Origin of the sequence: Chloroflexus sp. MS-CIW-1, assembly GCF_030444705.1 — a bacterium.
Taxonomy (GTDB): domain Bacteria; phylum Chloroflexota; class Chloroflexia; order Chloroflexales; family Chloroflexaceae; genus Chloroflexus.
Genome location: NZ_JAUBWR010000002.1, coordinates 772,981 through 792,400, shown reverse-complemented (window position 1 = coordinate 792,400; position 19,420 = coordinate 772,981). Strand labels below are relative to the sequence as shown.

Below are 19,420 nucleotides of genomic sequence, written 5' to 3'. Positions count from 1 at the left end.
GACTGTATCTCATTACTCCCGTTTAATCACGACGAGCGTAATATCATCGAACGGCGGTTGACCGTGACTGTGGCGGGCAATTGCCGCCAGAATGGCCTGCACCATGGTACTTGCCGGTGCTGTGTGGTAAACCTTGATCACGGATCGTAACCCTTCAAGATCGAAAGGGATCAGCAGTTCATTAATCGTCTCCGTCACGCCGTCGGTGTAGCAGACTAACACATCCCCCGGTGCGAGTGTGGTTGTAGCTTCAGGTAAGGTTATTTCGGCAATCACACCTAATGCAATACCTGGGACTCGTAGCTCTTCAATGGTACCGGAAGCTGCCCGATAGATCAGCGGCGGATTATGACCGGCACTGGTAAAATCGAGGCGTCCAGAGTCGAGATCAAGTCGACCATAAAAGAGCGTGACAAACATGCCCGATTCGGAGTCGCGGTACAGCCAGCGGTTTGCGCGTTCCATTGCCCGTGCCGGGGCTGAACCATCGAGAGCGGCAGCACGCACCAGCGAACGGGCCATTGCCATAAACATAGCTGCCGGAATACCCTTGTCGCTCACATCGGCGATCACGAAACCTAATTCCTGAGAACCACCTGCACCCGATGAAAACGTCCAGAAATCGTAGAAATCACCACCGACCAGACGTGCCGATTGCCATGCGGCATCGATCTGCCATCCTCTGGCTGTGGGTAGACGTGTCGGGAGCAGGGTACGCTGAATCTCACGGGCAACGCGCAATTCCTGTTCAAGACGAGCTGCCTCTGCTGCCTCAACCGCCAGCAGCAGACTTTCGAGAGCGCTGGCAATTTGGGCCGCAGCTCCGATACACAGATTCTGCTGACGAGAACTGAGGGAGAGGAATGGATCGTTGTAATCGAGCACCAGTACTCCAAGGAGCGTTGTCCGCACTTTTATCGGTAATCCGATCAGCGTTCCGCTTTCGGCTGCCGCAATCAGTGTCGGCCACTGATCGACATTATCCCGTGCCTGCCAGAGGGTCTCGATGCAGAGTTGATCTGTCTCCATCGTATGTTCGCGTAAACGCGATAAAAACGGTGAGCGGGTTGGCTGGTCGATCAGTGTCGCTCGGACGCTGCGTGGTAAGCCATAGGCTGCGTGCAACACAAAGTCATGGTGTTCACGATTCCAAAGGGCCATGTAGCACCGTGGGCAGCCTAACAGAAGCGGCGGCAAACGTACCACGGTTGCCAGCAGGTCTGGAAGTGTCGTTGCCCGACCGATATTTTCAGCAATTTGCAACAAGGCGTTGAGGGTCCAGGCTTCTTCCTGTTGCGCAGTATAAGCGTTCGCGCTCTCGATGGCAATCGCAATCTGATCGGCTAGCGTGCGAATAATGAAGAGATCATCGTCATCAAAATCATGCGGTTTGTCACTCTGTACATCCAGCACACCGATCACCGTTGAGCCAACACGCAACGGCACTGCTAGCTCAGAGCGCGTATGTTGGGTGTCGCGTATTACCCGACTATCGTTGAACACATCACCGGCCAAAACCGGTTCACCACGTCGGGCAGCCTCGCCAACCAGCCCCTGCCCAATACGGAGCGGCAAGGCCCGAATCCGTTCCAGATCAGCACCATCGGCCGTCGAAGCTCGAAAATAGATGCGCTCATCATCAGGTGAAATCGTGAAGATGTGAACCGGGTGATAGCCGAAGCGTTCGCGGATCAGTCGCACAATAGATGGCAGCAACTGGTCAAGATTGAGGATCGCAGTAATTTGCTGGCTTACTTCGCGGATCGCTTGCAACTGATTGGCACGCTGACGAGCTTCATTAAAAGCGCGAGCACGGGCTATGGCAACCGCAGCCTGATCGGCGATCAGCGAGATAAGTCGCAGATCATTGGTATCAAAAGCGCCTGGTTCATAGCTCTGAACTGAAATGGAACCAATGACCGTCTCGCCGGCAATCAATGGCACATAAATTCCCGACCGGGGTGGCCGTTCGCTTTGATAGCGTGGACGCGCAGGCAAGCGATCCATCTCGCGGGCAAAATCCTCAACCAGAATCGCCCGCCCGGTTTCACGAATCCAGCCGATTAGCCCACTATTTTCCGAGAGATCGACGGTCAGGCGGGGGAGACGCACCCGATCCTGGATTCGTACCATCAGCGTGTAGTAATTGCCATGAAACAGACCAAGATGAAACGACGAGGTATCGACAATCCGACTCGCTTCGCGGTAGATCAACTCGCAGAGTGAGTCAACATCGAGTTCGCTGCGAATGATGGCGCGACTCACTTCATTCAGCCGTGCTAATTCACGTACCGAACGGCGTTGACGCTGGAGGTTGAGTGATAATCGGCGTAGCATCGCTGCTGATGCGATCAGAGCAAGCCCGGCAAGCCCGAGATGGAGCAGACCCAATTCACGAGCAATTGCCGCGCCCAACCAGGCTAGCGGCAAGGGGGCAATTTCCGCACCAACAATCGCCGGCCATGCCGAACGCCACCACGTTGCCAGACCGCTCTGCCCACCCTGCAACAGCTCGCGGAGTAGACGTCCGGTTTGGGTAATCAGGGGAAAACCGATCAACGTCGCAATCCATAACACACCGATCTGGCTATTCGTCAGCGGTTGGTCGCTCAGCGTGCCTGCCACCCAACCGCTTACCAGGAGACCCAGCGTGCGCAACCCGCTGCGCAAAAGTGGCCGACCCAGCAGTGAAAACGATGTGCGTGGTCGATTGGTGAGCAGCAGAATGACAATGCCGGAGAGCAGACCTTCAATCGCTGCCACCCATGCAGCGTTGACTGGCCCTAGGGCAAGACTGGCAGTGATCAATACCAGCGGGGCAAGACTATGGACATCGGCTGGTGGAGTGCGAAATGCCAGCAGATCAACAACGAACGCAAGAATGGCAAACAGCAAGACGTAGAGTGGGTCTACCGGTGAAGTGGGTAGGGTCAACAACCACAACCATGCCACGATACCAATGATAAACCCGTACCATGTCAGAATCTGTTCGCGCGACACTCAACGCCTCTGAGAAAAAGCAGCGCGGGCTTCAGAAACTGAAGGATGAATGTTGAATACCTGCGTGAAGCCAGTAATGGTAAAAACCTCGTAGACCTGCGGTTGGAGCGCTGCCAGCCGTAATTCGCCCCCCAGTGTCATCAGCTCTTTACGAATGAGCAGTAGCGCACGCAACCCACTGCTTGACAGAAATGAAACATTACTCAGATCAAGCACAACCTGGCGTGCACCGTTACTGATTCGCTCGTTTACCAGCTTGCTCACGCGAGGAGCAGTCAGCGCGTCGATGCGGTCGTTGATCGCGATGACGACAACTTCGTTCGCTTCTGCTGGCTGGTCATGAGGCAAATATTTAACCATCGTCAACAAATTCCCGCCTTGGGGAGAAAACTCGAAATGCACTTCGTCCATCAAGCGGGTAATCAGATAGATTCCCAGCCCGCCTACCTGCCGTTCTTCCAACGGCGAGGTTATATCAGGTACTGGCACGGTCGATGGATCAAACTGTCGGCCATGGTCACGGACGGTCACAATGAAGCGATGGTCATGACACTGCCAGCTCAGAGTCAGATCGCCAGGTTGATCGGGGTCATACGCATGCTGGATCACATTGGTGACAGCTTCATCGACAGCAAGCTGTACCTGCCAGGTAGCCCGTTCGTCGAGACCACAACGTTCGGCAGCGGCAGTAATGAAAGCACTGATCTTAGCCAGTGCATCCAGGTCGGCGGTGAGGGTAATACTCTCCATGGCGATCGTAGATCCGGACACGTGTATCCGGTAATATGGCAGTACTAAAATGAACCAACTGCTTCGACGGTATCGCCATAGATCTCGAAGAGCGAACTGAAGCCGGTGAGATCGAATACCTCTTTGATACGGGGTGGTAAATTGGCGATCCGAATATCACCCCCCTCAAGGTCGGTAATTTTCCAATCACGCGCTTTTTTGCGAGCTTCAATCAGAACACGTAAACCGGGGCTGCTGATATATTCGAGCCGGCTGAGATCCAACACGATGCGATAACGACCGTCGGCGAACAATGACTCAATCAGTTGCTTGAGTTGTGGTGCAGAAGCCGCATCAACGCGCCCAATGACCTCAATAAGGTCTACTCGATTGAGTCGGCGATGATTGAGTTCCACTGGTAACCTCCTCTTTCAGCGCACACGGCGCGTTGTGCATACTAATTGCTATTATAACACAGAACGAAAATCACTAATCGGACGTGCTATAATGACTTCTGATGTACCTCATCGACACTACGAAGGTCAAGGATATGCCCGGTTGGAATGGCTTGAATATCGCCTGGAATACGCTGCGCGAGATCAACGTTGAAGATATTCGCAAAGAAGCTGAGTTACCGCTTACCATTGTGTGCGCTGGCGCATCAGAGGTGTGTCAGAGTATTGCTCGCCGGTTAGAGCAAGGTACGCAACGGTACGGTCAGACCGGGCCATCTCCTATTCATCTGGTCAGTCTGACGACGATCATCCCAGATGAGCTACGGCATGCCGACCTTGTTATCATTGGTCTGGATCGAAATGTCCGGCTTTCAGCTCGTGAGCTAACGGTTATTGAACATCTGGCTACGCTCAACCTGCCAACAGTTGTCGTAGTGTGGGGAATGGTATTACCCGCCGACGCTGGGCCATTGCATCCGCGTGTTGCTCATGCGCGTTTACTGGTTGTTCCTGATCCAGATTCACCTGATACTAACCGGCAATTAGCCGAGGCGATTCTTGATCGTCTACCAGCCTCGTTGCATCTGGCGGCAGCTCGCCGGTTACCCGGTTTGCGGTCGGTAGTGGCGCAACAACTCATTAGCAGTGTTTCGTTTACCAATGCCTCGTATGTGTTGGCTACGGCATTACCAGAGCAAATCCCGATCCTCACTCTTCCCTTTGCCGCTGCTGACACGCTGGTGCTAACGAAAAATCAGGCGATGCTCGTGTATCGTCTGGCATTGGCGTATGGCGCTCCACCTGATATTCGAGAACGATTGTTTGAAGTGCTCCCGGTGATTGGTGGTGCCTTTATCTGGCGACAATTAGCACGCACCTTAGTAGGTCTCATTCCAGTTTGGGGGGTTGTACCGCGAGTAGCAATTGCATACGCTGGCACCTACACAACGGGAGTGGCGGCATGGCGTTGGTTTGCTGAAGGCGAAATCGTTAATCGAGAGCAGTTGCAAGCGATTGGGCGTGAAGCGCTGGCGCTGGGGAAGGCTCAGGCTGCTGACCTGGTCGCGAAGGCACGCAATGCTGGTAATCAGCACATCGGGCGCTGGCAACGATTCGGGCAGAATTTCCTCCAGAAATGGCGACGCAAAAAAGCGCGCTAAGAGCCTATCCGGAATACTCTGTTGCAGAAGAAGAGCAGTTGGGGCGCAGCGCCGCTGCGCCCGTACATCTATGATCAGGTTTCATCCGCTGTACTGTGAGACAATTATTCGGATAGGCTCTAAGAAACGGTTTCATGCGATCTGGAAGCACAGGCCGGTTCATACTGTTGTGCAACCGTGCTCATCAACATATGCATGCTCAATGGAGCAGGCGATCTCAACTATGAGTCCACTGCAAAAACTCACCACGGAGCACACAGAGCACACAGAGCGTCTAGGATTTATGAATGAAAGGGTAATTTTTGGCCATTGGGTGCATGTAAGAAAAATTTCACAACCCTATGTTCAATGAAAGATAACATTATCGTTAGTCTCTGTGATCTCCGTGGTCTCTGTGGTGAGAAGATCACCTTTTGGCAGTGAAGTCAACCATCTTTTCCCTCCAGCGAGTGAGGCTAGAGCTTTTTTTAAGTTTTCATCGTGCATCGAGAGTATGCTGGGGGTTGGATGACGTTCATCATGCATGATGAATGGCACGCTGTTCACGTGCCGACAAGTGGTGGAGATGACACCGAAAACTGAAATCTCTGCAAACCCCTCCTGTGATCTTCGGTGATGTTGGCAAAAATCGGGAGAGGTGCGATCATTAGGTGAGCGTGTACGTGGGTACACGTTGTTGAAGGTTGCGAAGGAACATGCGTATGGATCATTTTGTGATTGAAGGCGGTCATCGCCTGTCAGGTGCTATTCGCCCCGCTGGCAACAAGAATGCGGCTCTTCCTTTACTGGCCGCCAGTCTATTGACTGACGAACCGGTTACGATACGTAATCTTCCCGACATTGGGGATGTGCGCACGAAATTAGCGTTGCTCGCTCATCTCGGTGTGCAAATCGAGCAACCAGAGGCCCATGTTGTCCACTTGCGTGCCAATCAGTTGGCAGCCGTTGAACCAGACACCACACTGGCGCGCCGTATCCGTACTTCACCGTTGCTTGCTGGCCCGCTGTTAGCCCGACGAGGATACGTGATGCTACCCCGTCCTGGTGGCGATGCAATTGGACGTCGTCGACTCGATACACATTTGCTGGCGCTGTCAGCGTTGGGGGTGCAGGTTGAGGTTACACCGAGTAGTTATATTCTTACGACCGATGGCTTGCGGGGCGCCGACATCTTTCTTGATGAGATGAGTGTAACCGGTACCGAACAGGCAATCATTGCCGCAAGTATTGCCGAAGGTCATACGACCATCGCCAACGCTGCTTCTGAACCACACGTACAGGATTTATGTCATTTTCTCAACAGTATGGGTGCACGGATCAGCGGTATCGGCACAAACCTGCTCGAAATCGAGGGGGTCAGTCGGTTGCATGGCACCGATTACACCATTGGCCCCGACTTTATGGAAGTAGGTTCGCTAATCGGGTTAGCGGCGGTAACGCGCAGCGAATTACGGATTGTTGGCGCACGACCACGTGAGCATCGGATGACGAAGATTATGTTCGGACGACTAGGTGTGACGTGGCGCGAAGAGGGTGAAGACATTATTGTGCCGGCTGATCAGGAGTTGGTGGTGCGCCACGATCTTCACGGTGCTATTCCAAAGATTGACTCGGCGCCGTGGCCCGGCTTTAATCCTGACCTGATCAGTACAGCCATTGTGATTGCGACCCAGGCCCGCGGCACTGTGCTCATTCATGAAAAGATGTTTGAGAGCCGCTTGTTCTTTGTTGACCGCTTAATTGGTATGGGGGCGCGGATTGTGCTCTGCGATCCTCATCGCGCCGTGGTTGTTGGGCCTTCGCAATTGTATGGCGAACCCGACGGCTTGCCCAGCCCCGACATTCGTGCCGGTATGGCGATGGTGACGGCCGCACTCTGTGCCAGGGGACGGAGTGTGATTTACAACATCGGTCAGATTGACCGTGGTTACGAGCGGATTGACGAACGATTGGCCGCACTTGGGGCGCGCATCGAACGGGTACGATCGTCGTAGCAGATCAAAGCGAGGTTGTCAAGCGACGAACAGATTTTAGCATCTATTTGCCTGGGAGCGCGGGCCTCTGGCCCGCATATGGGTGCGTGGGGGTATACCTGGCTATGCTGTTGCCTGACCGTGCTCCTCCCCACCTGACCACACCGCACACCTAACGACCTCACCTTCCCCTTAGAGCCTGATCAAAAACCCGGATGTTGCATGAGGCTCGTACCGGGCATATCCGACCATTGCGTGCGCGGGCCACCATGCGTTCGCGCCAGCCCCCCTACGTCCCCCTTCCGCTCCCCGTGTGGGCAAGGAAGGGGGCCAGGGGGAAGGGGAGGGCGCGCCAGCCGTGCGCCGCAGCACCAGGACGGAAGACGTTGCATACCCCTCCCATCGCAGAAGGACAACGCATACCCTGCCTGCCAACGGTTCTCATCAGCAACGATCCGGTACCTATCGTTTGGAATGCCATTGCAGAACCGCATTAACCATCCAGGTTTTTGATCATACCCTTAGCCCCCTTCTCCTCCCGAATGGGAGAGGGAGGGTGTGGTGGAGCAGATGAGCTTTGTAGGGCAGAAAAATAAGATCATCGCTGCACCAGCGGTACATCCAGTCGGTAGAGTGGGCGTGCTGCTGCCGAGGTGAGTGGGTCGCCGAGCAGCAGAAATGTGCGCAGGGAGGCAGGTGCTTCACCACTGGCGGCCAGACGGGCATATCCGGCAGTCACGAGCTGACCGAGTGGCGTTGGTGACGGCGTACTCCAGAGAGCTTCAACAAAGCCCAACAGCAGTTGGCGATGACCATAAGCGACGCCAAAGCCGCTTGAACTCCAGGTAGCAATCGCCCCACCTGCCGGATTCAACACCAGTGCTTCATCAATGGTTGTACCGCGAAACGATGGATGTTGAAACGCGCCGGTCAGACAGGTCATACTCAACACGATAGGGAGGGCCGGTGCGTTGCGGAGTTCGGTTGCCGTATCAACATTCAGCAGAAATGGCCTCTCGATACCCACGGCGGTAAAAGCCCACTGAAACTGTAACCCATGACCTGCATAAACGAGTAACCCCGCGCCCTGATTAAACGCAGCAAAGGCTTGCTCACGGGCGACATTGGCATCGTCAATCCGACCTGTACCGCCGTCAGGATGGTAGTATACACGAGTAGTACTCGTCTGTGGTGGCTGCAACGCAATGGCCTCCTCAAGGAGAGCGGCAAAATCGCCGCTGCTGTCAGGGTTGTCAGCCAGATAGACTGCATGCCGTTGCCATACTCCGCTACTCTGCTCGTAGCTCAGCAGCTTGCTCACCAGACGACGCAATTCCGCGCTCGTCTTCACCGGCAGCCGACCGAGCCAGATGTCAGCCTGAAAGAACGTTTCGCTGGTCGGATCATCACCATCCAGTTGCGCAAAACAGGTCTCACATGCAGTTTCGCCTAACCATGGGTCAACCATGGCCAGGTATGGCGGAATAAGGGTTGGCCAGCCGCGTTGGAGATAATCGCGTGGATCGGAACTGCCATCACCGACCAGAATAGCTGCTATCAGATTAGGAGACCAGGTCGTTACTACGTAGCGCAAGAAATTCCGAATTGCGCGTGGGTCTGGCTCGCCGCCGCTCCAACCGGCGTAAATGTCTTCAACCGCAACTGCAATCGGTGACCAGCCCTGCGCCTGCCGATGATTCAGCAACGGTGCAAGATCGCTTAGAAATGCGCGAGGAGCGATATAAATGGCACGAGTATGACGCGGCGTGGTCAGATCAACCGGTTGATGACGCGCTACCGTCGGTGTGTGCAGTGTTGCTGAACCGGTTACCAGATAACGACGCGGTGTCGGTGCATCATCGGCGAAGACTGTATCATCGAACAGCAATCGTACTGGTTGCCAGGGATCGGTGATGTCGTACACGGTAATGCCCGTTGGTGCACCGGTTAATAAGTAACGAAAACGACCAGTCTGACCGTTGAAGATCGCACCAGCAGCCGTAAACGTCGTCTGAGCCGGTGCGGTAAAGTGCATCCGATCCAGATAGACACGATCAATACCACTGACCGGATCGAGCGTCAGCGTAATGATCGTGGTAGGAGATGGCAAGATAACCGTTGCCTGGTGACTGCCAGAACCGCTCCACGTGACGGTCGTCTCCCAGGTATTGGCGGCAACATGGAGGCGGTGTGTTCCGCTGTGTCTGACCAACGTCGCCAATTCGAGCGAGATACTCATCTGACCACTACTAGCAAGAGGGAGCATTGGTGTCAAAGTGATAGTTGTGCTCATCGGCGCACCAGCACTGGCATCAAGCTGCCGACTAAAAAAGTGATCGCCATCGAAACCGGCCAACGTTGACTCGTACAGCGTTGGTGAGTCGGTTGGCCAGACACCGCCGACCGTCACCAGTGCCGGTTGATCACCAGCCTGCGGTTGCGCAGTTCGGCTTCCCATCAAGGCAGGACTACCGCTCTCTTCAACCGTCAGCCAGTAACGATCGCTTGCCGACCAACGGTCACCGGGTGGTGGGGCATAGAACCGCAATGCGGTTATCGTCTCACCGCGAAAGATCGGCTCTAACGGCAGATTGATCCCGGCACGCTGCAAGCGCAAGCGACTGACCGCAACCTGGCCCAGGTCAAGTCCTAGCGCACGGAGGGTATCAGCCGAAATTTCCTGGATGCCTTCAGCCTGAACGTCAATAACCCAAGCGTTACGTGCTGCTATCGGATCGGGCGAGGGAACACTAGTCAATTGCACAGATGTTAGGCTAGTTGGCGGTTGCAGCGTTGCTCCAACGACAAATGCCCGTATCTGTGTCGTCAGCCGTGGCCCAGTATCAGATTGATAGTGTGGGGCAAGTTCGTAAAGCGCCATCCGTCTACCACGCTGATACCCTTCACCGATGAGGCGGAGCGGTGTATTTGGTATCTCAGAGATAAATGCAGGCAGCGGCTCATATTGATCGCCATTGATGGTAACAACTGGCAAACCCGGTGCCGGTACCGGTTCGTCAATCGCCTGATCGTGGAGTTCACGCAGTACCGGGAGCGGTGAAGCATCTGCACGCAGATACAGGACAAAACGTTGCGGTTCAGTTGAACCATTCCCCTGCCATGCGATCTCTACCCCATCGGCTCGTGAGCGTAGTACCAGACCATTAGTCGGCTGCGCCAGCGTCATTGGCGTAGCCAAAGTTGTTCCCACGGCAAAGGCAACGCAGAGTAGTAAAAGATGCCGCATCGTTATTATCTCCGGATGAGAAGGTAAATGTTCTCCCCCTTCTGCACCGTGCTGTCTGGAAGCCAGCCCAGATGAGAAGGGGGTAAAATTTAACGGCTGTGTGTTTCAGCAGTGTTTGAACCCAAAGACCAACGTCGCACCAATACACCAATACCGATAGTAACAAGTGCGAAGCCGATCAAAAATGGGAGCGAACGGCTCAGATGACCACCTGTTTGCGGCAGAATTGTTGGTGTTGTGGTGATTGTGAGGGCGGCACTACTGGTATTATTATCCGTAGTAACCTCACTGCTGCTGGTGCGCACGCTCGCCACATTCACATTGTCAGGGTCAGTTGGTAGGGTAAGAACCTGCGCCGTAATTTGTACCACCACCGTCTCACCGGGATTAACAACAGGCACCGTTACTGTCACCTGATTGCCATCTGATTGCGCATTACCCGCCGTTGTCGTGACCTTAATTAGACGTAGGAACGATGGCAGATTATCGAGGAACGTGACCTCAGTGGCTGGTGCGCTACCAATATTTCCGAGTGTGAGCGTATAGACGACCTCATCACCGACCTGCGCCACCGATGGCGCAACCGATTTGGTCAGTGCCAGGTCGGGTAACACTGGCAGGATTGTCGCGCTGCTCGTGTTGTTATCCGTCGTAATTTCAACACTACTGGTACGGGCAGTCGCCACGTTCCGGTTTTCGGGCGGTAGCGGTTCGGCAAGTAGTCGTGCCTGGATCGATACCACCACCTGCTCACCTGGCGCAACAACCGGAATGGTCACCTGCACCCGATTCCCGTCTAGTTGAACCGTGCCACTTGATGCATTGGCGCCGATCAGGCTGAGAAAGGCCGGTAAGGGGTCGTCAATCGTGACCTCAGTGGCCGGTGCGCTGCCAACGTTCCTGAGCGTGAGGGTATAGACCACCTCGTCGCCGACATTGGCTACCGACGGCGCAACCGATTTGGTCAGTGCCAGATCAGTGATGGAGGAAACAATTGTAGGAGTTGAGGTAGGTGTACTCTCGCCGCCCCCGCCGCTACCCGTCGGGGTGTTGGTTGGGGTGGATGTGGCTCCGCCGCCCCCGCCGCTACCTGTCGGGGTGTTGGTTGGGGTTGGCGTACTGGTCGGCGTGCTAGTTGGCGTCAACGTACTGGTCGGCGTGTTAGTCGATGTTTGAGTTGGCGTCAACGTACTGGTTGGTGTGTTAGTCGGCGTTTGGGTTGGCGGCTCTGCCGTTGATGTCTCGGTAATGCTCATGGGCCGTTCAGCACGCACTGACCCTGTTGGCAAGACTGAGAGGGATGCCACGATAAATAACATACCTCCTGCGATAATTGGTAGGACACGCCAGATGGTCTGTCTCATGGTCATATGACTCCTTAACGCCCGATCAGCGGTATAAAGCAGCGATATTGCTGGTTTATCGTACCACGAGACTGTAACGGACCATATTCGGTAAATGTACCATCCAGCTCGATCTCTACCAACCAGTACGAGTAGTCAATCCCTACTAGCGCCGTATGGTCGCTGAAGCGATAACTCGCACCACTTGTACTGCTGCCACGGGCCGGAATAGGAAGCGGAGTCAATAGTTGCGCTTTATCGCGGCCAGCGGTCGAACGATAGATCAGAAACCCACGAGTATTCACTTCAGCGCCGGTCGACCAGAGGATGTCCCAGCCGGTGCTTGTTGCAACCAGGCGGAACTCGGTCAGGACAATGGCTGTTGGTGGACCTCCCGGCGGAGGTGTTCGCAGGCGGGTCGGATCGTCAGGAACAGTTGTTGTCGGATCGTCACTCGGTGTTGATGAAATGTTCACGCCGCTGGCTATCGCCTGATTAGCAATTTCACTCACGTTATCAGGGAGTGGTGTATTGACTTGCACGCGGAACGTAATTGTGAGACTATCACTGATCGCCAGCTCGTTGAGGGTGACTTCAACAGTAGTATCGCCGAGATTGTTGCCACTCACCACTACTGCGTTTGAAGGGTTGACCAAGACACTCCCCACGATCAGCGTGGTATTCACATCGGGAGTATCTGCAATCGTGAGCAGGAGAGCTGGCTCTGAGCCGGTATTCGTCATGACGATGGTATATTCAATAATATCACCTGAACCAGCCCGATCATCATTGTTACTGTCAACAACTAAGGTGGCTTGCTTGATCAGATCAACTGTCGTCGGCCCAGGTATGCGCGTTGTATCGCTCGAAGTCACCGGCGTCCGCGCATTCCCCCCGCTATCAGTGTAATTGAGGGTTGCAGTGTTGGTCAGCGTGGTCGGACCGCTGGTGGTCACCTGCACGGTGATGGTGACACTGGCACTGGCCCCGGCTGCGAGCGGGTTGGTGAGGGTAAAGGTCACCGTGCCGCCACTCTCGCTACACGACCCGGCCAGCGACCCAAGACTACAGCTCTGATAACTCACTCCTGGCGGCAGCGTATCACTGATGACGATGTTGTGCGCCGCGCCTGGCCCAGTATTGGTAAAGGTGAGCGTGTAGGTCAACGTCTGCCCTGGTGCGGCGGTGCTCACTCCGTCGGTCTTGCTCAGCACGATGTTGGGCTGCGCGGGGACGGTCGTGGTATCCGTCGCCGTAACCGGCGGGCGGGCATTATTCGCGCTGTCGGTGTAAGTCAACGTCGCGCTATTGGTCAGCGTGGTCGGACCGCTGGTGGTCACCTGCACGGTAACGGTCACGCTGGCACTGGCCCCGGCTGCGAGCGGATTGGTGAGGGTAAAGGTCACCGTGCCGCCACTCTCGCTACACGACCCGGCCAGCGACCCAAGACTACAGCTCTGATAACTCACTCCTGGCGGCAGCGTATCGCTGATGACGATGTTGTGCGCCGCGCCTGGGCCGGTATTGGTAAAGGTGAGCGTGTAGGTCAACGTCTGCCCTGGTGCGGCAGTGCTCACTCCGTCGGTCTTGCTCAGCGCGATGTTGGGCTGCGCGGGGACGGTCGTGGTATCCGTCGCCGTAACCGGTGGGCGGGCATTATTCGCGCTATCGGTATAATTCAGCGTCGCCGTGTTGGTCAGCGTCGCGCCGCTCGTCAACGTGATGGGTATCTGCGCCGTGATTGTAATCGTGCTGCTTTGGCCCACGCCTAATGTGGCCGTCGTCGGCGCCGTGTACGTGACGCTACTCCCACTCACACTACAGGTGCCACCCAGACTACCAGACGTACAGGTGGCAGAAACGAGTTCTACGGGCAGCGTATCGCTGATCGTGATGTTGTGCGCTGGGCCTACCCCCGTGTTCGTAAAGGTCAGGGTATAGGTCAACAACTGCCCCGGCGTCGCCGTCGTCACCCCGTCGGTCTTGCTCAGCACGATGTTTGGTTGATTAATCGTGACGCTATCGCTGGCCTGTACCTGAGGATATTGATTTCCGTATCCATCTTGATAGTCGAGTACGGCAGTATTAGTGAACGTAACTGAGCTGGTAAGAGATGGATCAACCTGGACTGTGATCGTAATCGTATCTGTTGCGTTGTAATTGAGCTGATTGGTACGAGTGTACACAACTGTTCCAGAGCTATGGGTGCAGGTACCGTTAGGTGCTGTACAGTTGAGAAAACTAACCTGTGGGGGCAATGTATCGGTCAGCACAACATTGTACGCAGCACCCGGCGATGTAATCGGGTTACCGGTATTGGTAAAGGTCAGTGTGTAGGTAATAACATCGCCCGGCGCAGCGACGGTCACGCCATCGGTTTTGCTCAGCGTAAGGTTTGGAGCTGGCGGCGGGCTCATATATGAGAGAACGTTCGTTTGACCTTCCTGAATGAACTGGTTGTTATTGTTTATACAAGACACAATCCGCCACCATCCGGGTGTAGGATTGGATATCGTATCGCCAACACGAGTGGCAGTAGTGCTATTATTCCAAACTGCATTTAATGATAATGTGCCGGCAGTACCACCAGTCAATCCATTTGGATCGTATACGTCGTTGGGTGAGTAGTATCTGACCCTGGTTGCATTGTCCATGTCAAAATTGTGAAACGTGACACTGTTTTGACCTGGTGCAACATACTCGTATAGGGTTAGGCAAGAAACGGAAGTAGCATCGTGCTGAAATGTTGTTGCAGACAGACCGATAGAAAGTTCATCACCAGTTCCCGGCAAGCCATCCGGGTCATCATAGTTGGTAGGAGGTGGGGTATCAGGATTCGCGTCGTCATCCGACCCGAAGCGTAATCGCCAGCTATTGTCGGCAGTGCCGTTGGTTTGAGCGCGTAGGATGTAGGTGCCGCACGTTACCGGTGCTAAAATCGTATACAGTCGTGTCCATTGCGGGCCAACAGTGTTCGGATTATATGTTACCTGAGTCAGTGAACCTGTGGCTCCTGGAGCAGGTTGAGTTGGTGGGTTGAGGGAAGTTCCAGGTCCGTAGACTTCAAATACAGTAGTACCAGTTGTAGTTATTTCATCTGAAACACCTCCCCCCGGTGTACCATTGAGATCGGGATGAAAGAGATCGATATGTATCGGTATGCCTGAGGGCCAGCCACAGGGTACATGTAGAGTAAAATAGTGGTAACCATTGCCTGCACCTGCGCTTGAATTTGTATACCAGTCACCAATACCCAATGCACGACTAGGGCTAGATGTTTGAATGTAAAATGGTGTACCTGTCGACGGAACTACCACTGCTTCCACAGTGCTGCCACGACCTATCATTGTGACGAACAAGGTCAATATTGCAAGCAGGGCGATTATGGCACGATGAGACTTCATTGGTTATATCCTGGCGGGCTAGTACGATCTTCGGCTATACTTCGGTAGCTAGGAATACTATAGGTTATGTAGATGGTACTATAACCAGTAAAAGATTACAGAATGATTACAAATTGATTGCGAACAACCATGAACCACGTCCCTACTCGTTATGGTCTTATGCACTATTTCACCGTAGGTAATGGCCCGCCATTCGTTCTGCTGCACGGAAATACCTACAGCGCCACCACGCAGGTACGGCTAGCCCAACGCTTCGCCGACCAATTTACTGTCTACTCATTCGATTTGTTGGGGCACGGCGGCTCGGCACGCCCACCAGACTTGTTTACGCCACGCTACTTTCGTATGCAAGGAGAGGCAGTGGCTGATGCATTAGCCGGCTTATTCCGGGCGCCGGTACCGGTTTTCGGGATGAGCGCCGGTGGGATTAGCGCGCTAAATGCTGTCTGTATTCGGCCAGACAAGATTGCTGCTCTGATCCTGGACGGCGTGTTTGCCCGAGTTACGCGAGCAACATACGAAGCGCATCGGCAAGCAACTGCCAGTATGTCACCAAGCTGGCACCGCTACATGGCTACGCAGCACGGCGCCGACTGGTGGCCAATACTTAACGCCGGTGTTGAGTCGGTGATCGAACAACTCGCGGCACAAGAGGCATTGGTTACACCGTGTCTGGATCAGATTCAGGTACCGACAATCATCTTTCACGGTGGAAAAGACCCCTTCGTTCCCGATGAGCAGGCCCGTGCGGTTGCGGTTGGCATCCGCGGCGCACGCATCGTCTACGAGCCAGAGGCCGGGCATCTGATTGCCTGGCGTAATCCCGATGCCTTCCGTGCTCGGGTTGGCCGATTTCTGGCTGAACATGGGTTGATTGAGTAGAGAGGGAACGGCCCTCACCCCCAGCCCCTCTCCCGCGCTGCGGGAGCGGGGTGATCCGGTCAGTGGCAGCGTTGACAGACGCTGGCGCAGAATCGCCACGGCTACGCTTACCTCTCCCCTCTTCCGCTCCCTTGGTGGGAGCGGCAGGGGCGGAAGGGGGAAAGTGCGGAGCATAATCTCCCCCTTCCTCTCTCGCAGCGTGGGAGAGGAAGGGGGGCTAGGGGGGAAGGTGAGGGCCGCCCGGCATCCTCCGCAGCACAGATCTCTAATACACCGGTGTACACCAGTGCTGATACTTCTTCACCCGCCCACGCACCACATCGGCATACAAGTTGACCAGCATCATGCCAATCGGTCCAACTGTCCCACTGCCAACTGGACGCCGATCAATCTCGATAATCGGCTTAATCTCAGCGCCGGTACCGCAGAAGAACGCCTCGTCGGCCACGTAAAGTTCGGTACGGTCGATGGGTGCTTCCCGAACCGGAATGCCTAACTGATTACGCGCCAGCTCCATAACGACCTGGCGGGTAATCCCCTCCAGAATATCACCGCTCGTTGGCGGCGTTATCAGTACGCCATTCCGCACGATAAACAGATTGGCTGCTGATGCTTCAGCCACATGACCATCATTACTTAGTACAATCGCTTCATCATAGCCATTGAGTAACGCCTCACTCTTCGCCAACGCCGAATTGAGGTACGCACCACAAGCCTTGGCCCGCGATGGAATAATGTTATCGTCGATCCGTCGCCACGACGAGACACAAGCTTTAATTGCCGAGCCAGCCAGGTATTGCCCGAATCCAACTGCAAACATCGTGAAACTATCGGTCAGACCGTGTAACTGCACGGCAATCGCCGGATCACTCTTGTAGAGAAGGGGTCGAATGTAAACATCTTCACGGAACTCCTCCCGTCGTAGGAGTTCAATAGTAATCTGACACAGCTCATCGACGCTGTAGGGCAACTTCATCATCAAAATGCGGGCTGAGCGGTGTAGTCGCTCCATATGTTCGCGCAGACAAAAGACATAGAGCTGCTGATGGTCGGCATTCCAATACCCGCGAATACCCTCAAAACATCCGGTACCGTAATTGAGCGCATTGGTCATTACGCTAACCTGTGCTTGCTCGATAGGGACAATTTCACCGTTGAAGAAGGCAAAACGGTTGTTAGGCACGGTTGGTTCCTTTCTTTATCATTATGCTACGCCTTTCATAGTGTGGAGCGTTTCTTCTGCCAAGTGTACCACCATTATTTAGGGCTTTTCAACGTTCGCAGTGCCCACGCTCGCAGAGAGCGACTGCCCCCTCACCTCCCTCCCCGCAAGGAGGGGAAGGGGGATGATCCGCGAACGGGATCGGTCGCAGCGATACCTGTCCGCTGTGGTGTTTCATTCTTCTCCCCCGTGGAAGAGGAAGGTGGTGGGTGAGATAAGATTGGGAAACCATCCCTCTCGCTCACACCTGGGTGCGCGGGCCTCCGGCCCGCAGTGTATGGGTTGCGTCTGGAAGGCACCGCGCTGGCGTCGAGCACGCGGGAGTATGGGCCGGCCCGCAGTGTATAGGTTGCGTCTGGAAGACACCGCGCTGGCGTCGAGCACGCGGGAGTATGGGCTGGCCCGCAGTGTATAGGTTGCGTCTGGAAGACACCGCGCTGGCGTCGAGCACGCGGGAGTATGGGCCGGCCCGCAGTGTATGGATTGCGTCTAGAAGGCACCGGCAGGCGCATGAACGCGATCGGGGGCAGGTTTGGAACCTGCCCCTACTGCACGCCGATAGGCACAAGAGAGAAAACAGGAAATAGCAGCGGTGATGCACATGATCGGCGCACCAGCAGGGCGTAGAGCAGACTACCGTTGGGAGCAAGAAGCTACGCTTCTCCGCACGCACAGCTAACATTTTGGGGGTCTTTCTATCCCACTCACCTCTCACTCCTCTACCTTACTCCTCCATCGCAATACCCAGCAGCGAAAAAACGCTAAAAATCCCTACTGTTGGTGACCGCCAACTAGATGAATGGTTGCCGACCGTGTTTGCAAATAAGTACCAAGGATAGTCAACCCCGTAGCACTGATAAGACCAACAATCGCGAACGTCAGCCAGGGGAATGCCGGTACATTGAGAGTGGTTGCCAAATCGATCAACAAGCCTCCGCTCAAGTTACCCAGTCCCCCGCCAACCGCCAACGCCAGCGCATTCACCCCGAAGTAAGAGCCGAGTGCTCGTTGATCAGCCAGGTTGGCAGTGACACTCTGCTGAGCCGGTGTTGCCAGCAGCGTACCAACAGTAAAGATAGCCACACAGCCTATCAAGAATGGAAACGAGTCGGCAAACGCAACCATCCCCAGCCCTAATGCCATTAACACAATACCGGTGATTAGCATATGCAACGGGCGAAGCCAGCGTTCTACAATCCCGATGACCGGTAACTGCAACACAACCGTCATTCCGGCATTGACCCCATAGATCCAGCGCACGGCATCAGCAGCGTTTGCCAGCCGTTCACCGATCAACGGCAGGCTGATGGTCAATTGCACCCACATAAACCAGAATCCCATGAGCAGCGTGGTAAAAGCGAGAAAGGGTCGATCACGAAGTGCCAGACCAAGCCCAAAGCCTAGTCGCGAACGATCAGTTGCCGTCTCAATTGGTGGTAAGAGCAGCGTTATTACCCCGATCAACGTAAAACAGGCAGCAGCGGCCAGTGCTACCGTACTGAAGCCATATTTCAGTAGAAATGCACCGAGGAAGGGGCCACTAACCATTCCCAATCCACCACCGACGCCATTAATGGAGTAGGCACGCGCCCGCTCATCTTCAGTTGTCAACGCTGCGATACCGGCCCGACTCGGCGCCTCGAAGAGCGCGCCCCCAAGTGCTGAAAGGAGCATTGCCCCAAAGAGCAAGAGCGGTGTATCGGCAAAGGCCAGACATACAAAACCAACCGCACGCACCAGCACGCCGGCAGTAATCAGGCCACGACCACCGAAACGATCGGCGAGTACCCCGCCACCAACACTCACTCCCTGCTGCACAAGCTGGCGTAATGCCAGGGCCAGCCCAACCGTCACCGCCGCAAAGCCTAACGTCTGTACGTAATGCACCGAAACCAGGGGAATGACCATAAAAAAGCCAGCGTACATCATAAAATTGATGACGATCAAGATGATCAATCCCCGATACCTGACAGGACGTGAGAGGTTCATGGTAACCAGCTTCCAG

The 19,420-nt window shown here is 54.9% G+C and carries 11 protein-coding genes; 3 read left to right on the top strand and 8 right to left on the bottom strand.

What is annotated here, in order from left to right:
• Positions 1 to 12: 12 nt before the first annotated feature.
• From QTO31_RS16130 to QTO31_RS16120, 3 genes are read right to left on the bottom strand one after another with little or no spacing between them, the layout of a single operon-like run.
• On the bottom strand, positions 13 to 3,000 hold the full coding sequence (locus QTO31_RS16130; protein ID WP_301430115.1) for a SpoIIE family protein phosphatase: 2,988 nt from the start codon (positions 2,998 to 3,000) through the stop codon (positions 13 to 15).
• A complete protein-coding gene (locus tag QTO31_RS16125; protein ID WP_031458198.1) occupies positions 3,001 to 3,750 on the bottom strand; it encodes an anti-sigma factor antagonist in 750 nt (249 codons plus the stop codon).
• Positions 3,751 to 3,794: 44 nt separating this feature from the next.
• Positions 3,795 to 4,145 carry an STAS domain-containing protein gene (locus tag QTO31_RS16120; RefSeq protein WP_031458199.1) on the bottom strand — a complete coding sequence of 117 codons (351 nt, stop codon included), beginning with the start codon at positions 4,143 to 4,145 and terminating at the stop codon, positions 3,795 to 3,797.
• A 134-nt stretch (positions 4,146 to 4,279) separates the two neighbouring features.
• On the opposite strand from QTO31_RS16120, the gene QTO31_RS16115 reads away from it, so the two are divergent.
• Together QTO31_RS16115 and murA are read left to right on the top strand one after the other, a co-directional pair.
• Positions 4,280 to 5,344 (top strand): hypothetical protein, encoded by a 1,065-nt coding sequence (locus QTO31_RS16115; RefSeq protein ID WP_301430114.1) that lies wholly within the window; start codon positions 4,280 to 4,282, stop codon positions 5,342 to 5,344.
• A 701-nt stretch (positions 5,345 to 6,045) separates the two neighbouring features.
• Positions 6,046 to 7,338: a UDP-N-acetylglucosamine 1-carboxyvinyltransferase gene (gene murA / locus QTO31_RS16110; RefSeq protein ID WP_301430113.1), complete on the top strand. Its 1,293-nt coding sequence runs from the start codon at positions 6,046 to 6,048 to the stop codon at positions 7,336 to 7,338.
• Positions 7,339 to 7,915: 577 nt separating this feature from the next.
• On the opposite strand, the gene QTO31_RS16105 is transcribed toward murA, so the two are convergent.
• The 3 genes from QTO31_RS16105 to QTO31_RS16095 all read right to left on the bottom strand — a co-directional run bounded on the left by QTO31_RS16105 (position 7,916) and on the right by QTO31_RS16095 (position 15,311).
• The gene (locus QTO31_RS16105; RefSeq protein WP_301430112.1) at positions 7,916 to 10,564 is read right to left on the bottom strand and encodes a C25 family cysteine peptidase; all 2,649 of its coding nucleotides are present in this window, start codon (positions 10,562 to 10,564) and stop codon (positions 7,916 to 7,918) included.
• Between the two features lie 89 nt (positions 10,565 to 10,653).
• The gene (locus QTO31_RS16100) at positions 10,654 to 11,934 is read right to left on the bottom strand and encodes a DUF11 domain-containing protein (RefSeq protein WP_301430110.1); all 1,281 of its coding nucleotides are present in this window, start codon (positions 11,932 to 11,934) and stop codon (positions 10,654 to 10,656) included.
• Positions 11,935 to 11,942: 8 nt separating this feature from the next.
• Entirely contained in the window at positions 11,943 to 15,311 is a 3,369-nt protein-coding gene (locus QTO31_RS16095) for a DUF11 domain-containing protein (protein WP_301430109.1), read from the bottom strand.
• Between the two features lie 129 nt (positions 15,312 to 15,440).
• Here QTO31_RS16095 and QTO31_RS16090 point away from each other — a divergent pair, with 129 nt between their 5' ends.
• The gene (locus tag QTO31_RS16090) at positions 15,441 to 16,193 is read left to right on the top strand and encodes an alpha/beta fold hydrolase (protein WP_301430108.1); all 753 of its coding nucleotides are present in this window, start codon (positions 15,441 to 15,443) and stop codon (positions 16,191 to 16,193) included.
• A gap of 265 nt (positions 16,194 to 16,458) precedes the next feature.
• Here the strand turns inward: QTO31_RS16090 and QTO31_RS16085 are convergent, their stop codons facing one another.
• The gene (locus QTO31_RS16085) at positions 16,459 to 17,376 is read right to left on the bottom strand and encodes a branched-chain amino acid transaminase (protein WP_031460830.1); all 918 of its coding nucleotides are present in this window, start codon (positions 17,374 to 17,376) and stop codon (positions 16,459 to 16,461) included.
• A gap of 810 nt (positions 17,377 to 18,186) precedes the next feature.
• Positions 18,187 to 19,404: an MFS transporter gene (locus tag QTO31_RS16080; protein ID WP_301430106.1), complete on the bottom strand. Its 1,218-nt coding sequence runs from the start codon at positions 19,402 to 19,404 to the stop codon at positions 18,187 to 18,189.
• Between the last annotated feature and the right edge of the window lie 16 nt (positions 19,405 to 19,420).

Coding starts and splice junctions, on each gene's coding strand:
- QTO31_RS16125 (WP_031458198.1), bottom strand. CDS start 3,750: ATGGAGAGTATTACCCTCACCGCCGACCTGGATGCACTGGCTAAGATC.
- QTO31_RS16115 (WP_301430114.1), top strand. CDS start 4,280: ATGCCCGGTTGGAATGGCTTGAATATCGCCTGGAATACGCTGCGCGAG.
- murA (WP_301430113.1), top strand. CDS start 6,046: ATGGATCATTTTGTGATTGAAGGCGGTCATCGCCTGTCAGGTGCTATT.
- QTO31_RS16105 (WP_301430112.1), bottom strand. CDS start 10,564: ATGCGGCATCTTTTACTACTCTGCGTTGCCTTTGCCGTGGGAACAACT.
- QTO31_RS16100 (WP_301430110.1), bottom strand. CDS start 11,934: ATGACCATGAGACAGACCATCTGGCGTGTCCTACCAATTATCGCAGGA.
- QTO31_RS16095 (WP_301430109.1), bottom strand. CDS start 15,311: ATGAAGTCTCATCGTGCCATAATCGCCCTGCTTGCAATATTGACCTTG.
- QTO31_RS16090 (WP_301430108.1), top strand. CDS start 15,441: ATGAACCACGTCCCTACTCGTTATGGTCTTATGCACTATTTCACCGTA.
- QTO31_RS16080 (WP_301430106.1), bottom strand. CDS start 19,404: ATGAACCTCTCACGTCCTGTCAGGTATCGGGGATTGATCATCTTGATC.